This window comes from Streptomyces sp. NPDC058985, from assembly GCF_042740985.1.
Classification (GTDB): domain Bacteria; phylum Actinomycetota; class Actinomycetes; order Streptomycetales; family Streptomycetaceae; genus Streptomyces.
This window is the reverse complement of the sequence record NZ_JBHYJX010000031.1, coordinates 46,430-63,828: the sequence shown is the minus strand read 5'-3', so window position 1 is coordinate 63,828 and position 17,399 is coordinate 46,430. Positions and strand designations below refer to the sequence as shown.

At 72.5% G+C, this 17,399-nt stretch carries 19 protein-coding genes; 4 read left to right on the top strand and 15 right to left on the bottom strand.

Annotation, left to right across the window (positions count from 1 at the left end):
- Positions 1-50: 50 nt before the first annotated feature.
- The 3 genes from ACFW01_RS24955 to ACFW01_RS24945 all read right to left on the bottom strand — a co-directional run bounded on the left by ACFW01_RS24955 (position 51) and on the right by ACFW01_RS24945 (position 1,608).
- A complete protein-coding gene (locus tag ACFW01_RS24955) occupies positions 51-662 on the bottom strand; it encodes a hypothetical protein (RefSeq protein WP_384506731.1) in 612 nt (203 codons plus the stop codon).
- A gap of 25 nt (positions 663-687) precedes the next feature.
- On the bottom strand, positions 688-1,110 hold the full coding sequence (locus ACFW01_RS24950) for a helix-turn-helix transcriptional regulator (RefSeq protein ID WP_234956999.1): 423 nt from the start codon (positions 1,108-1,110) through the stop codon (positions 688-690).
- A 138-nt stretch (positions 1,111-1,248) separates the two neighbouring features.
- Entirely contained in the window at positions 1,249-1,608 is a 360-nt protein-coding gene (locus ACFW01_RS24945) for a winged helix-turn-helix transcriptional regulator (protein WP_384506727.1), read from the bottom strand.
- Positions 1,609-1,721: 113 nt separating this feature from the next.
- Between ACFW01_RS24945 and ACFW01_RS24940 the strand changes: the two genes are divergently transcribed.
- On the top strand, positions 1,722-2,615 hold the full coding sequence (locus ACFW01_RS24940) for an NAD(P)-dependent oxidoreductase (protein ID WP_384506724.1): 894 nt from the start codon (positions 1,722-1,724) through the stop codon (positions 2,613-2,615).
- 16 nt (positions 2,616-2,631) lie between these two features.
- Here ACFW01_RS24940 and ACFW01_RS24935 read toward each other — a convergent pair whose 3' ends face one another.
- The 6 genes from ACFW01_RS24935 to ACFW01_RS24910 form a co-directional block, all read right to left on the bottom strand.
- Positions 2,632-4,731: a HelD family protein gene (locus ACFW01_RS24935; RefSeq protein WP_384506721.1), complete on the bottom strand. Its 2,100-nt coding sequence runs from the start codon at positions 4,729-4,731 to the stop codon at positions 2,632-2,634.
- Between the two features lie 40 nt (positions 4,732-4,771).
- Positions 4,772-5,386, bottom strand: a complete 615-nt coding sequence (locus ACFW01_RS24930) for a TetR family transcriptional regulator (RefSeq protein WP_234956995.1) — start codon at positions 5,384-5,386, stop codon at positions 4,772-4,774.
- Between the two features lie 47 nt (positions 5,387-5,433).
- Positions 5,434-7,536 (bottom strand): aminoglycoside phosphotransferase family protein, encoded by a 2,103-nt coding sequence (locus tag ACFW01_RS24925; protein WP_234957294.1) that lies wholly within the window; start codon positions 7,534-7,536, stop codon positions 5,434-5,436.
- A 277-nt stretch (positions 7,537-7,813) separates the two neighbouring features.
- Positions 7,814-8,749 carry a GntR family transcriptional regulator gene (locus ACFW01_RS24920; RefSeq protein ID WP_384506717.1) on the bottom strand — a complete coding sequence of 312 codons (936 nt, stop codon included), beginning with the start codon at positions 8,747-8,749 and terminating at the stop codon, positions 7,814-7,816.
- 14 nt (positions 8,750-8,763) lie between these two features.
- Positions 8,764-9,519: an HAD family hydrolase gene (locus ACFW01_RS24915; RefSeq protein ID WP_234956993.1), complete on the bottom strand. Its 756-nt coding sequence runs from the start codon at positions 9,517-9,519 to the stop codon at positions 8,764-8,766.
- Positions 9,519-10,394, bottom strand: coding sequence for a winged helix-turn-helix domain-containing protein (locus ACFW01_RS24910; RefSeq protein ID WP_234956992.1), 876 nt, complete (start codon positions 10,392-10,394; stop codon positions 9,519-9,521). Before ACFW01_RS24910 ends, ACFW01_RS24915 begins: the two co-directional genes overlap by 1 nt.
- Positions 10,395-10,555: 161 nt before the next feature.
- On the opposite strand from ACFW01_RS24910, the gene ACFW01_RS24905 reads away from it, so the two are divergent.
- On the top strand, positions 10,556-10,744 hold the full coding sequence (locus tag ACFW01_RS24905) for a hypothetical protein (RefSeq protein ID WP_384506713.1): 189 nt from the start codon (positions 10,556-10,558) through the stop codon (positions 10,742-10,744).
- A gap of 10 nt (positions 10,745-10,754) precedes the next feature.
- Here ACFW01_RS24905 and ACFW01_RS24900 read toward each other — a convergent pair whose 3' ends face one another.
- On the bottom strand, positions 10,755-11,666 hold the full coding sequence (locus tag ACFW01_RS24900; RefSeq protein WP_234956990.1) for a GntR family transcriptional regulator: 912 nt from the start codon (positions 11,664-11,666) through the stop codon (positions 10,755-10,757).
- A 154-nt stretch (positions 11,667-11,820) separates the two neighbouring features.
- Between ACFW01_RS24900 and ACFW01_RS24895 the strand changes: the two genes are divergently transcribed.
- Positions 11,821-12,006, top strand: a complete 186-nt coding sequence (locus tag ACFW01_RS24895) for a hypothetical protein (protein ID WP_003974784.1) — start codon at positions 11,821-11,823, stop codon at positions 12,004-12,006.
- A gap of 184 nt (positions 12,007-12,190) precedes the next feature.
- Here the strand turns inward: ACFW01_RS24895 and ACFW01_RS24890 are convergent, their stop codons facing one another.
- From ACFW01_RS24890 to ACFW01_RS24880, 3 genes are all read right to left on the bottom strand, one after another.
- Positions 12,191-13,447: a GNAT family N-acetyltransferase gene (locus ACFW01_RS24890; protein WP_384506708.1), complete on the bottom strand. Its 1,257-nt coding sequence runs from the start codon at positions 13,445-13,447 to the stop codon at positions 12,191-12,193.
- Between the two features lie 134 nt (positions 13,448-13,581).
- Positions 13,582-14,610: an asparaginase gene (locus tag ACFW01_RS24885; RefSeq protein ID WP_384506705.1), complete on the bottom strand. Its 1,029-nt coding sequence runs from the start codon at positions 14,608-14,610 to the stop codon at positions 13,582-13,584.
- Between the two features lie 88 nt (positions 14,611-14,698).
- The gene (locus tag ACFW01_RS24880) at positions 14,699-15,319 is read right to left on the bottom strand and encodes an aerial mycelium formation protein (protein WP_234961510.1); all 621 of its coding nucleotides are present in this window, start codon (positions 15,317-15,319) and stop codon (positions 14,699-14,701) included.
- A gap of 168 nt (positions 15,320-15,487) precedes the next feature.
- Here ACFW01_RS24880 and dtd point away from each other — a divergent pair, with 168 nt between their 5' ends.
- Complete coding sequence (dtd, locus tag ACFW01_RS24875) at positions 15,488-15,913, top strand: D-aminoacyl-tRNA deacylase (protein ID WP_161328490.1); 426 nt, start codon at positions 15,488-15,490, stop codon at positions 15,911-15,913.
- Between the two features lie 10 nt (positions 15,914-15,923).
- On the opposite strand, the gene ACFW01_RS24870 is transcribed toward dtd, so the two are convergent.
- Complete coding sequence (locus ACFW01_RS24870; RefSeq protein WP_384506701.1) at positions 15,924-16,889, bottom strand: YgfZ/GcvT domain-containing protein; 966 nt, start codon at positions 16,887-16,889, stop codon at positions 15,924-15,926.
- A gap of 9 nt (positions 16,890-16,898) precedes the next feature.
- Positions 16,899-17,336, bottom strand: coding sequence for a transcriptional repressor (locus tag ACFW01_RS24865; protein WP_234961508.1), 438 nt, complete (start codon positions 17,334-17,336; stop codon positions 16,899-16,901).
- Between the last annotated feature and the right edge of the window lie 63 nt (positions 17,337-17,399).

Sequence of the window (17,399 nt, the reverse complement as noted above, 5' to 3'; positions counted from 1 at the left end):
GCCGGACACCCCAAGGGTGCCCGGCCCGCTCCCGGTGACCGCTCCGCCGCCTACTTGGCGGGCGGGGTCGTCTTCTTGGCGGCGGGGGCCTTCTTGGCCGGGGCCTTGCGCGGAGCCGGGGTCTTCTTCGCGGCGGCGGCCTTGTCGTCCGTGACCCGGACGGGCTCGGACGGGGCGGGCTTGGGCTTCGCCGGCTCGACGGCGACGGCCAGCTCCTCCACGTCCTCGGCGATGTCCTCGATGCCGTCGGCGGCCTGGCCGCGCCAGGTGCGCACCGCGTGCTCGCCGCGCTCGGCGACCTTCTCGTAGGTCTCGCGGGCCTTGACGGCGTACTCGGCGGCCACGCCGACCGAGCGCAGCGCGAGGTCCTGGGCGCTCTCGCCGAGCTTCTTGAAGTCGGCGTCGAGGTTGCCGAACAGCTCGTTGGCCTTGGCCTGGAGGGTCCCCTGGGTCTCCTTGACCCGAGCCGTCGCCCGCTCCTGGACGGCCTTCGGGTCGGTGTTGCGCACGGCGTCGATACGCGCCGGCGCCTCGGTGCGCAGCTGCTCCACCAGCACCGGCACCTTCTTGGCCTGCTGGAAGGCCAGGTCGGCGGTGCCCGCGGCGAAGTAGAGCGGGGTGGGGTCGCTGAGGGTCTTGCGCAGGTCGTCGGTGATGGCCATGATGCTGGTCCTCCGGAATGACGTATTACTGAGGGTTTTGTGGTGCTTCGGCGGTCGGCGGGCCCGGTATGACGGAGCCGTCGCCGTCCGCATCGGTCCCGAACCCGTTCTCCCTGCGGAAGGACTCGTAGACCTGGAGCAGGACCTGCTTCTGTCCCTCGTTCAACGAGGGGTCGGCGAGGATGACCGCGCGCGTCTCCACGTCGTCCCGGTCCCGCTCGGCGTCGAGGATCCCCGCGCGGACGTACAGCGTCTCGGCGGAGATGCGCAGCGCCTTGGCGACCTGCTGGAGCACCTCCGCGCTCGGCTTGCGCAGCCCGCGCTCGATCTGACTCAGGTACGGGTTGGACACGCCCGCGGCATCGGCGAGCTGCCGCAACGACAGCTGCGCGTTGCGCCGCTGCTCGCGCAGGTACTCACCGAGATTGCCGACGTTGAGCGAGGCCATGCCTCCACCATGCCCGACCTTGCTAACTATTGCAAGCAAGCTGCTTGCAATAGTGAGCCATCCGGCCCACCCACCCACTTTTTTGTGCGTACTTGGCAGCGGCGCCCGCCGCGCCGAAGCTGATGAGGCGGGTGGACGTCAGGGAGTCGTGCGGGCGGCGGCGTCCGGGCCGGCCTGCCTGGCCATGCGCCGGTGGCCCCAGTCGGAGAGAGGAGAGAGCGCCTCGGCGAGATCACGGCCGAAGCCGGTGAGGGAGTACTCGGTCTTCAGCGGAAGCACGTCGTACACCCGCCGGTCCACGAGCCCGTCCGCCTCCATCTCGCGCAGCGCCTGGGTCAGCACCTTCTCGCTGAGGCCGGGCACCAGCCGCCGCAGTTCGGCCGGGCGGCGCGGGCCGGACTCCAGCAGCCACAGCAGCGTGGTCTTCCACCTGCCCTCGATCACGGCGATCGCGGCGGTCACTCCGCAGGTGTTCGCGTCCTGGCGTCGGTGCGCCATGCCGTATCCCTTCCGTCAGCCTTCGGCCGTCAACCGCCGCGGCGGCACGTGCGACACGTGCGACACGACCCTCGCTTACACCAATTTCTCATTACATCAGGGGAGTTCATCACATGGCCATGCACACCGACCGTTCTGCCGCCGCCGTCACTGTTCTCGGGCTCGGTCCCATGGGACGGGCGCTGGCCGCCGCGTTCCTGGAGGCCGGGCTGCGGACCACCGTCTGGAACCGCACCGCTGGCCGGGACGGCGACCTCGCCGCCCGCGGCGCCGCCGTGGCGGCGTCGGCCGAGGAGGCGGTCGCCGCCTCGCCGCTGACCGTCGTCTGTGTGGTGAACTACGACGCCTCGGACGCCGTACTGCGCCAGGAGCCCGTCGCCGCCGCGCTCAAGGGCCGTACGGTGGTGAACCTGAGCGCCGACACCCCCGAGCGCGCCCGGGACACGGCCGAGTGGGCCGGGCGGCACGGCATCCGCTACCTGGACGGCGCGATCATGACCCCGACGCCGGCCATCGGCACGGACGACGCGGTGTTCCTGTACAGCGGTGCCGAGGAGCTGTACGGGGAGCACCGGCCCGTGCTGGCGGCGCTCGGCGGCAGCCACACCCACCTGGGCGAGGACGCGGGGCGGGCCGCTGCCTACGACGTCGCCCTGCTCGACATCTTCTGGACGGCGATGGCGGGTTACACGCACGCCCTCGCGCTGGCCCGGGCGGAGGGTGTCACCGGCGCCGAACTCGCCCCCTTCGCGCAGGGCATCGCCGCGATCCTGCCGCCGCTGTTCACCGAATTCGCCGCCGACACCGACGCCGGTACGTACTCGGGCGAGCTGAACCCGGTCACCTCGGCCGCGTCGACCATGGCGCACATCGTCCACGCCTCCGAGGCGCACGGCATCGACGCGAGCCTGATGCGCGTGATCGAGGGGCAGGCCCGGCGGGTCATCGCGCTCGGGCACGGCACGGACGGGTACACCCGGGTCGCGGACGTGATCAGCCGGCGCTGACTCCCGCACCGGGGGGTCAGAACGGCAGGGGCCGCCCGTGCACCACGTCCAGCCGGGAGACCGCACGGGTGAGCACCACGTAGAGGCGGTGCAGGCCCCGCCCCGAGGGGCCCTCCGCCGCCGCGATCGCCGCCGGTTCGACGGCGACGACGTGGTCGTACTCCAGGCCCTTGACGACGCTCGCGGGCAGCAGGGCCGCCCGGGCGCCGGGCACCTCCGGGCCGGCCGTTTCGATCCCGGCCGCGCCGAGGGCCTCCCGCAGGCGGGGCACGTCCGTGTCGGCGGCGACGACACCCACCGAGCCCTCCCGGGTGAGCGCGTGCCGTACGGCCTCCACGACCGCCCCCGGCACCGCGCCGGGAGCCACCTCGCGCAGGGTCAGCTCGCCGTCGCCGCGCAGTGAACGGGCCGGCGGTACGTCCACGTCCAGCCGGGCCAGCAGCCGGTTGGCGAGGCCCACGACCTCCCGGGGCACCCGGAACCCGGTGGTCAGCGGCACCACGACGGCGTCCGGCCGGCCCAGGTGGGCGAGGGTCCCGGCCCAGGACCGCGCGGCCCACGGCGTGGTGCCCTGGGCGAGGTCGCCGAGGACGGTGAGCGAGCCGAAGGTGCAGCGGCGGGCGATCGCCCGGCACTCCATCGGGGAGAGGTCCTGGGCCTCGTCGACGACGATGTGGCCGTAGCCCTCGGGATGTTCGAGGAGCCCGGCCACCTCGTCGAGGAGGACCAGGTCGGCGGCGGACCAGCGCGCCGACCGCCACGACCGCGGCGCCCCCGTGGGCCACAGCAGCGCCCGCTGCTCGTCGCCGTCCAGCAGCCCTTCGGCGGCCCGCGCCAGGGCGCCGGGGTCGCCGAGCAGCCCCGCGACGACCTCCTCCGGACGCACCCGGGGCCACACCGCGTCGAGGTGGGCGCCGACCGGCCGGGCCCGTTCGACACGGCGCACCCAGGCGGGCGGGCGGGGTCCGCCGCGCCGTTCGGCCCGGTCCTGGACGTACCGCACGATCCGGGCGCGCACCCGCTCGCGCCCCACGGTGTACGGCGGCTCCTCCTCGCGCACGTCCGCGACAATCCGGGCCAGCGCGTCGGCCGGGACGCGCCGGCGGGCGGCCCCGTCCGGCACGACGAGGTCGCCGGCCGCCTCGGGCGCCACGCGCGCGTACAGGGCGCGGCGCAGCACCTCGGCCGTCCGGGCGTCGTGCTTGACGGCGGCGGTCCGCTCGCCGTCGGTGCCGGTGACCGGGTGCCGGGCGATCTCCGCCGGGAGGGTGGACTGCCGTACGCCGGTCTCGCCGAGGGCGGGGAGCACCTCGGCGATGTAGGAGAGGAAGGCGGGGTTGGGGCCGAGGATCAGCATGCCGCCGCGCCGGATGCGCTGCGGGTGGGTGTAGAGGAGGTACGCGGCCCGGTGCAGGCCGACGGCGGTCTTGCCGGTGCCCGGGGCACCCTGGACGCAGAGGGTGGTGGTGAGGCCGGCCCGGACGAGGTCGTCCTGCTCGGGCTGGATGGTGGCGGCAATGTCCCGCATGGGTCCGACGCGGGGCCGCTCGATCTCCCGGGCGACGAGGGCACTGGCCCGGGACTCGCCGCGCCCGAGGTGCTCGTCCTCCAGCCCGGTGAGGTCGGCCGAGTCCCCGCGGCTGCCGGGCGCCCAGCCGAAACGGCGGCGGACGGCGACGCCCCGGGGGTCGCCCGCGGTGGCCTGGTAGAAGGCGCGGGAGACGGGGGCGCGCCAGTCGACGACGAGGGGCGGGGAGGCGGGATGCTCGCTGATCCGCAGCCGCCCGAGATGCAGCACCGGCGCCTCGGCCTCCGACGCTTCCGCTTCCGCCCCCGCTTCCACCCTCGCTTCCGCTTCCGCCTCCGCTTGCGCTTCCGCGAAGTCCAGCCGCCCGAAGAACAGCGGGCCCTCGGGCAGCTCGCGCAGTTCCTTGGCCCGGCTGCGCAGCCGGTACCCCAGCACCTCGGCGTCGGCGCCGGAGGCGGAGACCTCCTCGCCGGTGACGACGTGCTCCCGGGCCCCGTCGACCATGGCGGCGAGGACGTCCCGGCAGTGCTCGTGGTGGGCGCGTTCGAGGGCGAGGGCGTGCTGGAGAGCGGGCTCGGTCGACGTCATTCCAGCAACCGTACCGGATTACGTAACCGAGTTAAATTACTTACCGAGTAACAGCCAAGCCCGGCAGCCCGGCCGCCAGCCCCCCGAACGCCCGCTCCGCCGCCGCCACCGCGTCCGGCCGCACGTCCGCCACCCGCTCCCCGGCCGCGATCCGCCGCCAGTTCTCCAGCGCGAGGATCCGCTGTACGGCGATGATCTGACCGGCGGCCAGCCGGGCCTCCAGATCACCGCCGAGCACCCGCGCGAGGGCGGCCTCGGACCGTTCGAGCTGCGTGTGCATCCGGGCGACGAGGGCGGGCGTGCCGTAGAGCAGCCGGTGGAAGTCCAGTACGGCGGGACGGTCGTTGAGCCCGGTCACCGGGTCGCCCTGCTCCAGACCCGCCAGGAAGTGGAGCCGCAGCGCGTCGAGCGGATCCGGCCCCTGCCCCGCGACCCGCGCCGCCTCGTCCTCGTGGTCGGCGATGCGGTGCAGGACGAGGTCCTCCTTCGCCGGGAAGTACCGGAAGAGCGTCGGCTTGGACACCTCGGCCGCGGCGGCCACCTCCGCGACGGACACCGCGTCGAACCCCTTCTCCAGGAAGAGCCCGACGGCGACGTCCGACAGCACCTGCAACGTCCGCTGCCTCTTCCGCTCCCGCAGCCCGCTCTCCACCATGCGACGACCCTACGCCGAGGGCGCCGCCTCGAAGTGCCGGTGGCGGATCAGACGTCCGCCGGCAACCTGACCGTGCTCGCGCTCGGTTCTCCGCCGTGCGGCAGTGCGCGGGCGAGATAGGGATTGGCCATGGACTTGTCCGGCAGCCCCAGGGCCGCCGTGGCCTCGGCCAGGGTCATCGCGTAGCTCTGGACGGCGCGCTTGACGTTGGGGGCGTCCAGGCTCGCGCGGGTCACCAGGCGGTCGAGATCGATGTAGGCGGAGCGGACGGTCTCGATCCACCGGTACACCCGCCAGTCGGCCTGCCAGTCGCGGGTGCAGTCGAGGGGCAGCCGACGCTCCCAGCGACGGAACATCCGGTCCCGGATCTCGGGCCGGGTGGGGGTCAGGTGCATGTGGCGCACGAGGTCGTACAGGGGATCGCCCACCATCGCCATCTCCCAGTCGATCAGCGTCAGACCACCCCGGTCCGGTCGGCGCACCAGATTCCAGGGGTTGAGGTCGCCGTGGAGCAGCACGGGACTGCGTCGGCTCAGGGTGTGGCGGGTGAGAATCTGCCCCAGTCGCACGTTGTCCGGCAGCCCGAGTTCCTGGGCCAGTTCCATCGTCGCCTTGGGCAGCTCGCCCACCAGCCGGACCAGCTCACCGCGCAGAAACGGGAAGAAGGCGGCCCTGTTCAGGGGGTCCAGCGCTCCGCAATCGACCTGGGTCAGCTCGCCCAGTTGGTCCACCAGGTCGTCCGCCTCGTACGGACTCAACCCCTGTGCCGGGTGCTCCGGCGGACCGAAGCCGTCCGCCGGGCCCTCGTAGGAGTGGATGGTGAACAGCTCGCTCAGCCCACTGGTGCCCAGGGCCAGGACGCGCGGTGCCCGTACGCGAGCCCCGGAGGTCTCGATCGCCCCCAGGACGGCGTGTTCGCTGAGGAACCTGCGTTCCCGGGTTTCCTTGATGGCGACCTTGCGCCGCACCACGACGGGAAGGTCGACGCCCTCGACGTTCACGACCGTGTTCTGGTGGGCCGTCCCCTTGAAGACCCGCTCGGCGGAGGCCGCACCCTCCTCGAGCAGCGCCCGGCTGACCGCCCACAGGGGGAAGTCACCACGGACCGGCACCCGCTGGTCGCGCTGCCACACGATCTGGGACAGCTTCCGTTCGCGGCTGGACCGCACCCCCCGGGACTCGTGCCACCGGAAGAGGATGCGCTCGATGGCCGGCTCGTCCGGCACGCTCTTGAGCCGCAACGGTTCTTCGGCCGCCAGCAGCGCCCTGCGCACCGCCCGGGTCGCGGCGTCCAGGTCGCGCTGGTCGAAGGAGTCCCCCAGCGACTTCGCCGCCCGCATGACGTCCGGATAGACCGACTGGGCCCGCTCGAAGGCGACGTAGTGCCTCAGATCCCGGTCCAGGCCGTTGACCGCCTTGCCGCGCCGCTCCCCCATCACCTTGCGCCAGGCCTCGACGACCTCCGGCCACTGGTGGTCGGGGTAGCGCATCCGCACCAGGTGCGTGGCGAGGTCGTGCAGGGGGTCGCCGTAGCTGGCCAGCTCCCAGTCGACGCAGATCAGCGGCGGGTCCCCGGCGTAGGAGACGATCACGTTGTCGCGGTGCAGGTCCGTGTGGACCAGGCTGAACGGCCGGCTGACCAGCGTGGGCACCCGCTCGGCGAACCGGACCAGGGCGTCCTCCGGAATACCCAGCATGGCGAACAGTCCCCCGAAGTCGGCCCGGTTGCGCCGCCTGATCTGCTCGTCCGCCGCGAACGCCAGCGCCTTGAGGAAGGCCCCGCCGTCCCGGCTCGACCGCGGCCAGTACGCGGGCAGCGGCGGCAGGTGCTGCCGGCGCACCTGCGTCATGTCCGCCAGCAGCCCGGCCAGCGCGACGATCAGGTCGTGGTCGACCGGCGTGTCGTTGGGGCAGATGCTCGACAGGGGCACGCCCTCGACATAGCTGAGGACGACGACGTCGCGGTGTTTGGCCAGGCAGCGCGGGACGTTGTGCAGCACCCCCCAGATCCGGTTGAGCAGGTCTGCCTCGTCCTGCCAGGTGCGGATCACCACCGGCAGCGCCGAGGGGATGCGCTTGCGTACGGTGACCCGCGCGCCGCGCTCGGCGGCGACCAGCCTGGAGTCCCCCTCGGTCAGCGGCCGCACCATGTAGTTCAGGTTGTGGTGCCCCCGGCCGAACTTCCCGAGCGCCGTCGCCGAGGCCAGGAACCGGTCGAACGCGTCGTCCGCCGCCCGCTCCAGCGCCGGACTGCCGAGCGGGGAGGGACGACTCACAGAGTGCTCCAGGAGGGACGTGCCACGCGCCAGATCTCCGCCGCGACGAAGAAAGTGGCCACACAGTACAGCCACGTCCCACGGTCCGCTGTGAGTACTCCAGTATTCGGGACGCCCAGGGGCAACTCGGGTGACCGGAACGGGCGAACCGCTACTCCCGATGGACGTTCGCCGGTCGGACCGGGTCGGCCAGCAGCTCCCAGCACGAGTCGAACCAGGCCTGCATGCTCTGCACGAACAGCGAGCCCGCCGAGCCCGCGTCCCCCTCGTCGTGCACGTGCCGGGTCAGCACCGAGCCCAGGCCCAGGACGTCCAGTGCCTCGACCTCGGTGCCGTCGTCCAGCAGGATCGTCCTCTCCACGACTTCGTACGGCCCGTGGAGGGCCTCCGCCTCCGGGCGCAGGTAGAGCTTGAAGGTGGGCACCAGCGGCACGTGCCGGACCTCCACGTCCACGGACGGCACCAGCCCCTCGGTCCTCAGGTCGCGCAGGGCCGCGACCAGCGAAGCCGTGTGGCGCTCGGTGATGTCGCGAAAGCGGAGCTGCAAGCGCTCCCGCAGCCGCTGAGCGGAGTCCTCGCCTCCGGGGCCGTCCGGGGCCGTCCTGGGGCGCGGATACGGCAGCTCCAGTCCCTCAGAGGGCAGCAGCATGCGCAGGGTGATGCCGGCGGGCTCGATCTCCTCCGCCCGGATCCGTTCCGCCTGGAGCCGGATGTGCGCGTCCAGGCTCTCCGAGGTCAGGGTGAACACGTCGAGCCGCACGTCCGGCCGGTCGAAGGCGCGTGCGACGAAGGGGCCGAGCGAGACCCGTACCGGTGCCGGCTCCGTCTTCGGGCGGACCGCCGCGTGGATGGGGAGCTTGATCACCCGGGTCCCGCTGCCCTGCCGGGACTCGACCCAGCCCTCCGACTTCAGCTCGCCGAGCACCCGCTGCACGGTGTCGAGCGTGACGCCGAACGCACCGGCCGGCTCGCGCTGGGCCGGGAGGGTCGCGTGCAGTCCGTAGGTGCCGTCGGCCAGTTGCCCGCGCAGCGCCCCCAGGACGCGCTCGAACTCCCTGCCGCCTCCCGCACCGCGTTCCACGCTCATGCAGCACCCGCGGCTCACACGTGCACCCGCCCCGCCGCGTCCTCCCACAGCAGCCGCAGGACCGGCTGCAGGGAGTCGACGACCGTCTCCGCGCCCGCCTCCCTGAGGGCCTTCGCCTTCTCCTCGTTGCGCGCGTAGCCCAGGAACGGCACCCCGGCCCGCTGGGCGGCGGTGAGGTCGGACGTGGTGTCCCCGACCATCAGCGCCTGCGCGGGAGCCACCCCCATGGCGCTGAGGGCGCGGTTGAGGCAGTAGGGGTCGGGTTTGAGCAGGTGCAGGTCCCGGGTGCGGCCGTAGATGTGCGGGGCGAAGCAGTCCAGCAGGCCGCGCGTGGCGAGGTACTCGCCCACCACCCGGGGCGAGTTGTTGGTCGTCACCGCCAGCCCGACCCCGAGCGCCGCCCAGGTGCGGATCAGCGGGTCCGCGTACGCGGTCGGCCACGCGGTCGGTACGGCGCGCAGTTCCTCCCGGGTCAGCCGCTCCTCGAAGTCGGCGACCAGGTCGCTGTCGTGGCGCCGGCGGTTGACCGCACCCAGCAGGACGTGCGGGTCGGGGTGGACCTGCTCCTCCTCGGTCAGCATCCCCTTGAGGCCCAGCCGTTCCAGCCAGTCCACCAGTTCGCCCGCCACCCGGTCGGCGGAGTATCCCGCGAACAGTCTGCAGATGGGGCCGTCGAAGTCCCACAGGACGACGCGGGCACCCCCGACCAGGTCCCCCAGGCCGCCGGCCCGCTCGGTCACCGGTTCCGTCTGATCCGTATCAGGAGTCACTAGGAGAGTGTCATGTCAGTGGTGATGGTTTCCCAGAGGGCGTCGAACCACTTCTGTGATTCCTCCACGAACACGGCGTCCCGATGACCCGCCCGCTTCAGGAAGGAGAAGAGCAGCGACTGGGAGCCGAGGGCGTCGTACATCTCCAGCGTCCGGCTCTCGTACTCCTCCTCGCGCCGGGTCAGCATGTAGTAGCCGAAGAGCGCCTCCTCGCCGTTGAGCAGGTAGAGCTTCATCGGCGGGGTGAACGGCAGGGCGCGGAAGGCGATGTGCACGTCGACGCGGTGGGTGGAGCGCACGGCGTGCAGGTTGTGCTGGAGCACCCGGGCCTGGGCGTTGCGCATCTGGAGCCAGCGCTGGTGGACCGGGTCGTCCTCCTCGTCCTCCACCAGGACGGGGAAGGCCAGCTCGATGTCGCGCGAGGGCATCAGGACGCGGAAGTCGATGGCCTCGGGCCGGATGCGGCCCTCGTGGATCAGACGGAGCGGCTCGCTGAGGGCCAGCATCAGCGTCTCCGAGGTGTGGCACACGACGTCGACCCGCACGCGCGGTGCCGCGAACGCCGCCGCCAGCCGCGGCCCGAGCGAGACCATCGTCGGCTGCGGCTCGCCCCGGGAGGTGGCGGGCTCGGCGATGCGCGGCGGGCTGCCCTTGCTGACGTTGGTGAGGAGACCGTCCTCCTGGAGGGCACGCAGGGCCTGGCGCACCGTGCCGCGCTCCACGCCGAACTCGTCGGCCAGCTCGGCCTGGGTGGGCAGGCGGTCGCCCGCCTTGAGGTCTCCGCCGCGGATCCGCTCCCGCAGGACGTCGGCGATCTCCTGGGCCGAGAGTCTTCTGCTGCCGTTCACGGACACGTTCTCCTGAGTCACGACCAAACGCTACAACTTCGACCTACCTACCGGGAGTTGTTTGAAACTTGTTTATAGGTAGTCGCCAAGTGGGGACAACATAGACAGAGTTGGTTGCCAACTTAGTCCAGTTGGCGGAAGTTTACCTTCCAGAACGTGCCGGACTTCCCGAAGGGGGGAGAAACACCATGCCTGTCCTCGCCCTGGTCTCCACGGTCTTCGTCATCGCCTTCGAGCAGTTCGTCCAGTGGCAGTACGGCGCCACCGGGATCATCGGACTGCTCATGCTCACCATCGGCATCAAGGCGAAGAGCCCGTCCGTCAGCTCCGCCGGCGCGATCCTGCTGGCCCTCCTGGTCGCGGGGCCCGCGCTGTGACCGGGGGCGGTCAGCCCGTGAGCGTCAGCTCCGAGCTGATCGTCCCCCACAGCGCGTCGAACCACAGCCGGGACTGCTTCACGAACACGCCGTCGCGCAGGCCGCCGCGCTGGTCGAAGGCGAACAGCGTCGAGCGGACGCCCTCCGCGTCGTACATCTCCAGCCGCTCGTGACCGACCTCCCGCTCGCGCCGGCTGAGCGTGTAGTACGCGAAGAGCGCCTCCTCGCCGTTGAGCAGGTAGAGCTTCACCGGCGGGGTGAAGGGCAGCGCGCGGAAGGAGACGCGCACGTCGATGCCGTGCGTGGCCCTGAGGCTCAGCAGGTTGTGCCGGAGCACCTGGCCCTGGGCGTTGCGCATGGCCAGCCACCGCTCGTGCACCGGGTCGCCGGCCCCGCCGCCGCCCACCGGCACCGGGAAGGCCAGGTCGATGTCGCGGCTCGGCAGCAGGACGCGGACGTCGACCTTGGCCGGTTTCAGTCGCCCCGCGTGGATCTGGCGCAGCGATTCACCGAGGGCGAGGGTCAGGGAGACGGAGGTCAGACACAGGGCGTCGATCTCCACGTGCGGGGCGGCGAAGGCCTCCGCGATCCGTGGCGCGAGGGCGACGGTGGTGGGCATCGGCGGCGCCGGAGGGCCGGTCGGGGCGCCGTGGAGGCCGGGCGCGACGGTCGCGGGGCTCCCCTTGGACACATTGGTGAGCAGACGTTCCGACTGGAGGACGCGCAGGGCCTGGCGTACGACGCCGCGCTCCACGCCGAACTCCTCGGCCAACTGGGCCTGGGTGGGCATGCGCTGGCCCGACCGCAGCCGACCGGACCTGATCCGGGCGCGCAGTTCGTCGGCCACCTCGCGATGTGTTGCCGGTGGCCGCTGCGGTCTCTCCCGCCCATTGACGGGGGCATGTTCCCGCTCCACGACCAAACACTACAACTTCGCGCCATCTTTGGGCAGTTCGCGGAAAGGTGGTTATGAGACGCATCCAAGCGGAGATAAGTACAGTGAAGTTGGCAGCCAACTTGAGCAACGTGGTCGGACCTTACGGGGGTTGGCCACCACGGTGAACAGGGGGTCCACCATGCCGCTCATCGCCATCGTCGTCGCCGCTCTGGCCATCGGCTTCGAGCAGCTCGTGCAATGGAAGTACGGGCCGATGGGCATCATCGCGTTCGTCGCGCTGTCCATCGGCATCAAGGCGAAGAACACCATGATCGGCGGTGTGGGCGCGGTGATCCTCGTGATGCTGCTCGCCCAGTCCGGTTGATACCGACGTACTGCTGTCCGGGCCCCCTTCCGGAGGGGAGCCGGGAGCCCGGACAGTCAGTCGGCACCACCGCACGAAGGCACCACGGAACAACAACCACAACCGAACAGCGGTACGACAACACAACCGAAGAGCACGCGCTACGGATGCGCACGTCCACCGTCACCGGCAGAAGGGAGCGGCCTCAGAACATGTCCGGGCACCAAGGCCGCCTGGACGTACGCAGCAGGGCGTCGACCACACGGGCGGCGCCCGCTCGTTCTTCCCGCACCCGGCCGAGCGCCGCCAGCCGCACCGCCGACTCGTCGCCCAGCCACAGCGCCCCCAGCTCGCCCACGTCGAGCACGAGATGGGCGCTCTCGGTGGTCGGCGCGCAGGACGCCCCGTCCGGCCCGGCCTCCAGCCGCCACCGCCCGCCGGCCGGCCCTCCCCGGTCCACGGTCTCCAGCACCACCGACCCGCGCCCCTCGTACGTCCGCGCCTCCAGCGCCCGCACGACGTCCAGGATCCGCACCCACAGCCAGTCCGCCTGCGTGACGATCCTCGCCGCGCGCGGGTCCGGCAGGAGGTGCGGGAGCAGGTCGTCGGGGGCCCGCCAGCCGCTCTTCACCGTCGTGATCCAGTCGATCGAGCACAGGTAGTGCCAGAGCGCGCGCTCGGCGGCGGGCGTCGCGGCCAGCAGCCAGTCGACGGTCGCCGTCTCCATCGGCTGCTTGGCGTCGCCCCAGTGGTCGTCGGCCCGGTACGAGACCATGCCCTCGACCTCGCCGTCCGCCGCGCGGTACACGGCGTAGAAGGGCTCGGTCCACGGAGTGCCGTTGGTGTTGACGACGCCGGTCCGCGCCCGCCACCACAGCTCGGGGCGGCTGACCGCGCCCGGCTGGGACCGGCGCACCCGCTCGTGCAGCCCGGGGCCGGCCTTGCGCACGTCCTCGCCGTCCACCAGGTCGATCCGCCCGCCGTCCGCCGGGCCCGCCCAGCGCGGGTCGAGCCCGGCCCGCGGGACGTCGACCGCCCACTCGGTCATGGTGGTGGCGGGTCCGAAGTCGTACCGGCCGTAGATCGGGTACTCGGCCGCGATCAGCGTGGCGACGACGTCCCCGCGCTCCTTCGCCGCCGCCAGGTCCCGCGCCATCATCCGGGTCAGCAGGCCGCGGCGCCGGTGGGTCGCGGTGACCGTGACGTTGGAGACCGCGTCGGCCTGGACGAGGGCGCCCCCGACGGCGGTGACCTCCTGGCCGAAGGACCGGAAGGTCGCCACACAGCGCTCCCCGTCGAAGGCGCCGAGCGACCGGCCCGGCACGAACTGCTCGCGACGGGCCTCCAACTGCGCCGCGGCCACCGCGGGCGGCATGAGGAAACCGGTGTTCAGGGCGCGGTTCCAGTCGGGGAAGTCGGCCTCGGTGATGGGACGTACGTCTATGTCGGTGCGGCTGGTCATGGGCTCACCGTAGGTCGGCCGGCGCACCGGCGTCGCGCGGATTTGCGGCCGGTGAGGGGGCCGGCGCGGGCAGGCCGGCGCGGGCGGGCCGGCGCGGGTGCCGGCGCGGGCTGTGCGGGAGCCGGCGCGGGCCCTCAGAAGGCCGCCCGGATCTCCCCCACCTCGCGCCCGCCGCCGAGCAGCGGCGTACGGCCGATGCGGTCGACCACGTCCCCCTCCACACCGAGCAGCGTCAGCGTGCGGGCCAGGACCGGGCCCAGGGCCCGCGTCGCGCCGTCCTCGACCTTGAAGGCGAGGGCGCGGCCGTCCGGCAGGGCCACCGCCTGGACGGCCTCGGCGCCCATCTTGGAGAGGCTGCCGGGCACCTCCCGCATCAGCCAGGTGTCGGCCCGGCGGGTGCCGGCGACGTACTCGGGGTGGGCGCGCATCGCGTCGGCGACCCGCCGCTCCGCCGTGCCGGGCTCGGCGCCCACGAAGGAGCGGAAGGCGCGGGCGAGACCCACGAGGCTGATCGCCATCAGCGGCGCCCCGCACCCGTCCGTGCCGACGGCGGCGACCGGCTCGCCCGCCGCGTCCTCCACAACCCTGTGGATGGTGCGCTGGAGCGGGTGCTCGGGGTCGAGGTACGTCTCCAGCGGCCAGCCCCGCTGCGCGCAGACCGCGAGCATCGCGGTGTGCTTGCCGGAGCAGTTCATGGTGACCCGGTCGGGCACCGCGCCCGAGGCGAGGTAGGTGTCCCGCTCCTCGGCGTCCAGCGGCAGGTCGGGCGGGCACCGGAGCTGGGCCGGGTCGAGGCCGTACTCGGCGAGCATCTTGCGGACCAGGTCGCGGTGAAACGGTTCTCCGGAGTGGCTCGCGGAGGCCAGCGCCAGCCGCTCCCCCGCGAGGTCGAGACCGGCCCGCAGCACGCCCGCCGCCTGCATCGGCTTGTTGGCGGAGCGCGGGAAGACCGGCGCCGTCACCTCACCGAGCGCCAGCTCCACGGCCCCGTCCGAGCCCAGGACGACCAGACTGCCCCGGTGCCGCCCCTCGACGAAGCCGGACCGGACGACCTCGGCGAGGACGGGCGGCACGACGGGCGAGAGGGCGGAGGTGGGGGCGGACTGCTCCGTCTGAGGCAGCTGGGACGGCTGGGACGGTTGCGTCGGCTGGGGCGCGGGCATCGGCGGTGGCCTTCCGGACGGGTGACCCGCCGCGGCGACGGCCCGGGATCACCGGACCGGAGGGCGGCGCGGACCGCCGCCCTCCGCGTCACACGAGCAGGTCGTCGACTTGTGCTTCCCCCTCACGGTACCGGCGTGCGATCTCCGCGCTGCAGCCGTCCGCCGTGCGCTGCAGCCGCTGCCGGTCCCGGGAGACCTGCTGCTCGTAGCGCACGAGCCGGCCCATCCCGTTGGTCAGCTCGGTGTCGGTGCGGGCCGTCAGGTCCGACAGCTCCACCTCGCCCAGCATCTCCGCCGCCAGCCGCCTGCACTCCTCGCTCCGCGGGGTGCCCAGCGTCACGTGCCGGGCGGAGGAGCGCTGCCGCGCCGGGGCGTCGGCCAGGATCTCCGACAGCCGCTCCACCACGGACCCGGTCACCGCGGTGGTCACCACGGCCGTCGGCCCCCTCCCCGCCAGCTCGGCGCGGAGGATGTCGATACGCCCCTGCAGCAGCCGTCGTACATAGCTGAGGTCCGCCTCCTCGCGCTGCGCGTCCCGGCGGAGCGTGCGCAGCTCCGGCAGGCTCAGCGCGCTCAGGTCGTGCTCCGGGGGCTCGGCCGGCAGCTCCGGGCTGTCCGTGCGCTGCACGGGCGGCCGGGGCGCCTCCAGGCCACCCGGACATGTGAACGCGACTGTCCCGAGGGACTGTCCCGTACTCGGTGTGCTCATGTGCCCTACCGTCCCCTCGCCCGGCGTCTGGGAAGCATCGTGCCACCCCGCATGGCCGCTATGTGACCGAGTGCCCACGATCGGCCCCAGATGGGGGGGTAGGTGGCAGAAAAAGCCCCGTACGGGCCCGCCCGCTCCGACCCTGGGGGCGCACGGCATCATGGCGGGATGCGTGCAGTGGTGCAGAGGGTGGACGGCGCGAGTGTCGTCGTGGACGGCGAGACCGTGGGGGCGATCGACGGCGCGGGGCTGTGCGTCCTGGTCGGCGTCACCCACGAGGACACCAAGGAGAAGGCGGCCCAGCTGGCCCGCAAGCTCTGGTCGGTGCGGATCCTGCACGACGAGAAGTCGTGCAGCGACCTCGGCGCACCGCTCCTGGTGATCAGCCAGTTCACCCTTTACGGCGATGCCCGCAAGGGACGCCGCCCCACCTGGAACGCGGCGGCGCCCGGCGACGTCGCCGAACCGCTCGTCGACGAGGTCGTCGCCCAGCTGCGCTCGCTGGGCGCGACCGTGGCGACGGGCCGGTTCGGCGCGCAGATGCGGGTGTCGCTGACGAACGACGGCCCGTTCACGGTCCTGGTGGAGGTCTGAGCGCAAAGGCTCAGGGTTCCACGACCGTCTCCTGGGCGGCGGCCGTGTCCTCGGCCGTCAGCCGGGCGTCCACCGGCACGTTCCGCTTGACCAGGGCGAGGGCGACCGGACCCAGTTCGTGGTGGCGTACGGACGTGGTGACGAAGCCGATCTTGCGGCCCTCGGGCCCGTCGTCCGCGAGCCGGATCTCCGCCCCGGCCGGCGGCAGGTGCACCTCGCTGCCGTCCAGGTGCAGGAAGACCAGGCGGCGCGGCGGCTTGCCGAGGTTCTGCACCCGGGCGACGGTCTCCTGGCCGCGGTAGCAGCCCTTCTGGAGATGCACGGCCGTGCCGATCCAGCCCAGCTCGTGCGGGATGGTCCGGTGGTCGGTCTCGAAACCCAGCCGCGGCCGGTGCTGCTCGACCCGCAGCGCCTCGTGGGCGAGGATCCCGGCCGCGGGACCGGCCCCGTCGGCGAACGCCTCCAGCCGTTCCCGCGGCAGGAAGAGATCACGGCCGTACGGCGTCTCGCGGACGGCGACGCCCGCGGGGACCTCGGTGATGGAGCCGGCGGGCAGGTGCACGACCGCGGTGTCGGCGGTGCGGTCGGCGACCTCGACCCGGTAGAAGAACTTCATCGACTCCAGGTAGGCGATCAGCGCCTCCTGGCTGCCTGGCTCCACGTGGGCCCAGGTGGTGGTGCCGTCGTCGACCAGGTACAGGGCGTGCTCGATGTGGCCGTTCGCGGAGAGGATCAGCGCTTCGGTGGCCTCTCCGGCCGGCAGGTCGCTGACGTGCTGGGTGAGCAGCAGGTGCAGCCAGGCCAGCCGGTCGTCGCCCGCGACGGTGAGGACACCGCGGTGGGAGAGGTCGACGAAGCCGGTGCCGTCGGCGAGGGCACGCTGCTCGCGGAACAGGTCGCCGTAGTGGGCGGCGACGCCTTCGTCCACGCCCTCGGCGGGGACGGCGCCGGGCAGGGACAGCAGGGGGCTCTTCATACGCCTAGCCTACGACTCGGTAGTTGAACCCTTCAGGGTGCAGTCGCGGCACCGGCCGAAGATCGCGAAGTGCTTCATGTCGGTGTCGAAGCCGAACTCCTCGCGGAGCTTCGCGGTGAAGTCTGCGGCCACCGAGACGTCGGCCTCGATCACCTCGGTGCAGTCCCGGCAGACCAGGTGGAGGTGGTGGTGCCGGTCAGCCAGGTGGTAGGTGGGCGCGCCGTGCCCGAGGTGGGCGTGGCTGACCAGTCCCAGCTCCTCCAGCAGCTCCAGCGTGCGGTAGACGGTGGAGATGTTGATACCCGACGCCGTCTTCCGCACCTGGCCGAGGATGTCGTCGGGTGTCGCGTGTTCGAGGGTGTCGACGGCTTCGAGCACCAGCTGCCGCTGCGGGGTCAGCCGGTAGCCGCGCTGCCTGAGGTCGCTCTTCCAGTCGGTGCTCACCACACCCATGAGTCTAGGACTACTTGAAGAAAGCGATCCCGGCTCTCGCCGCGGTCGGTACCGTCG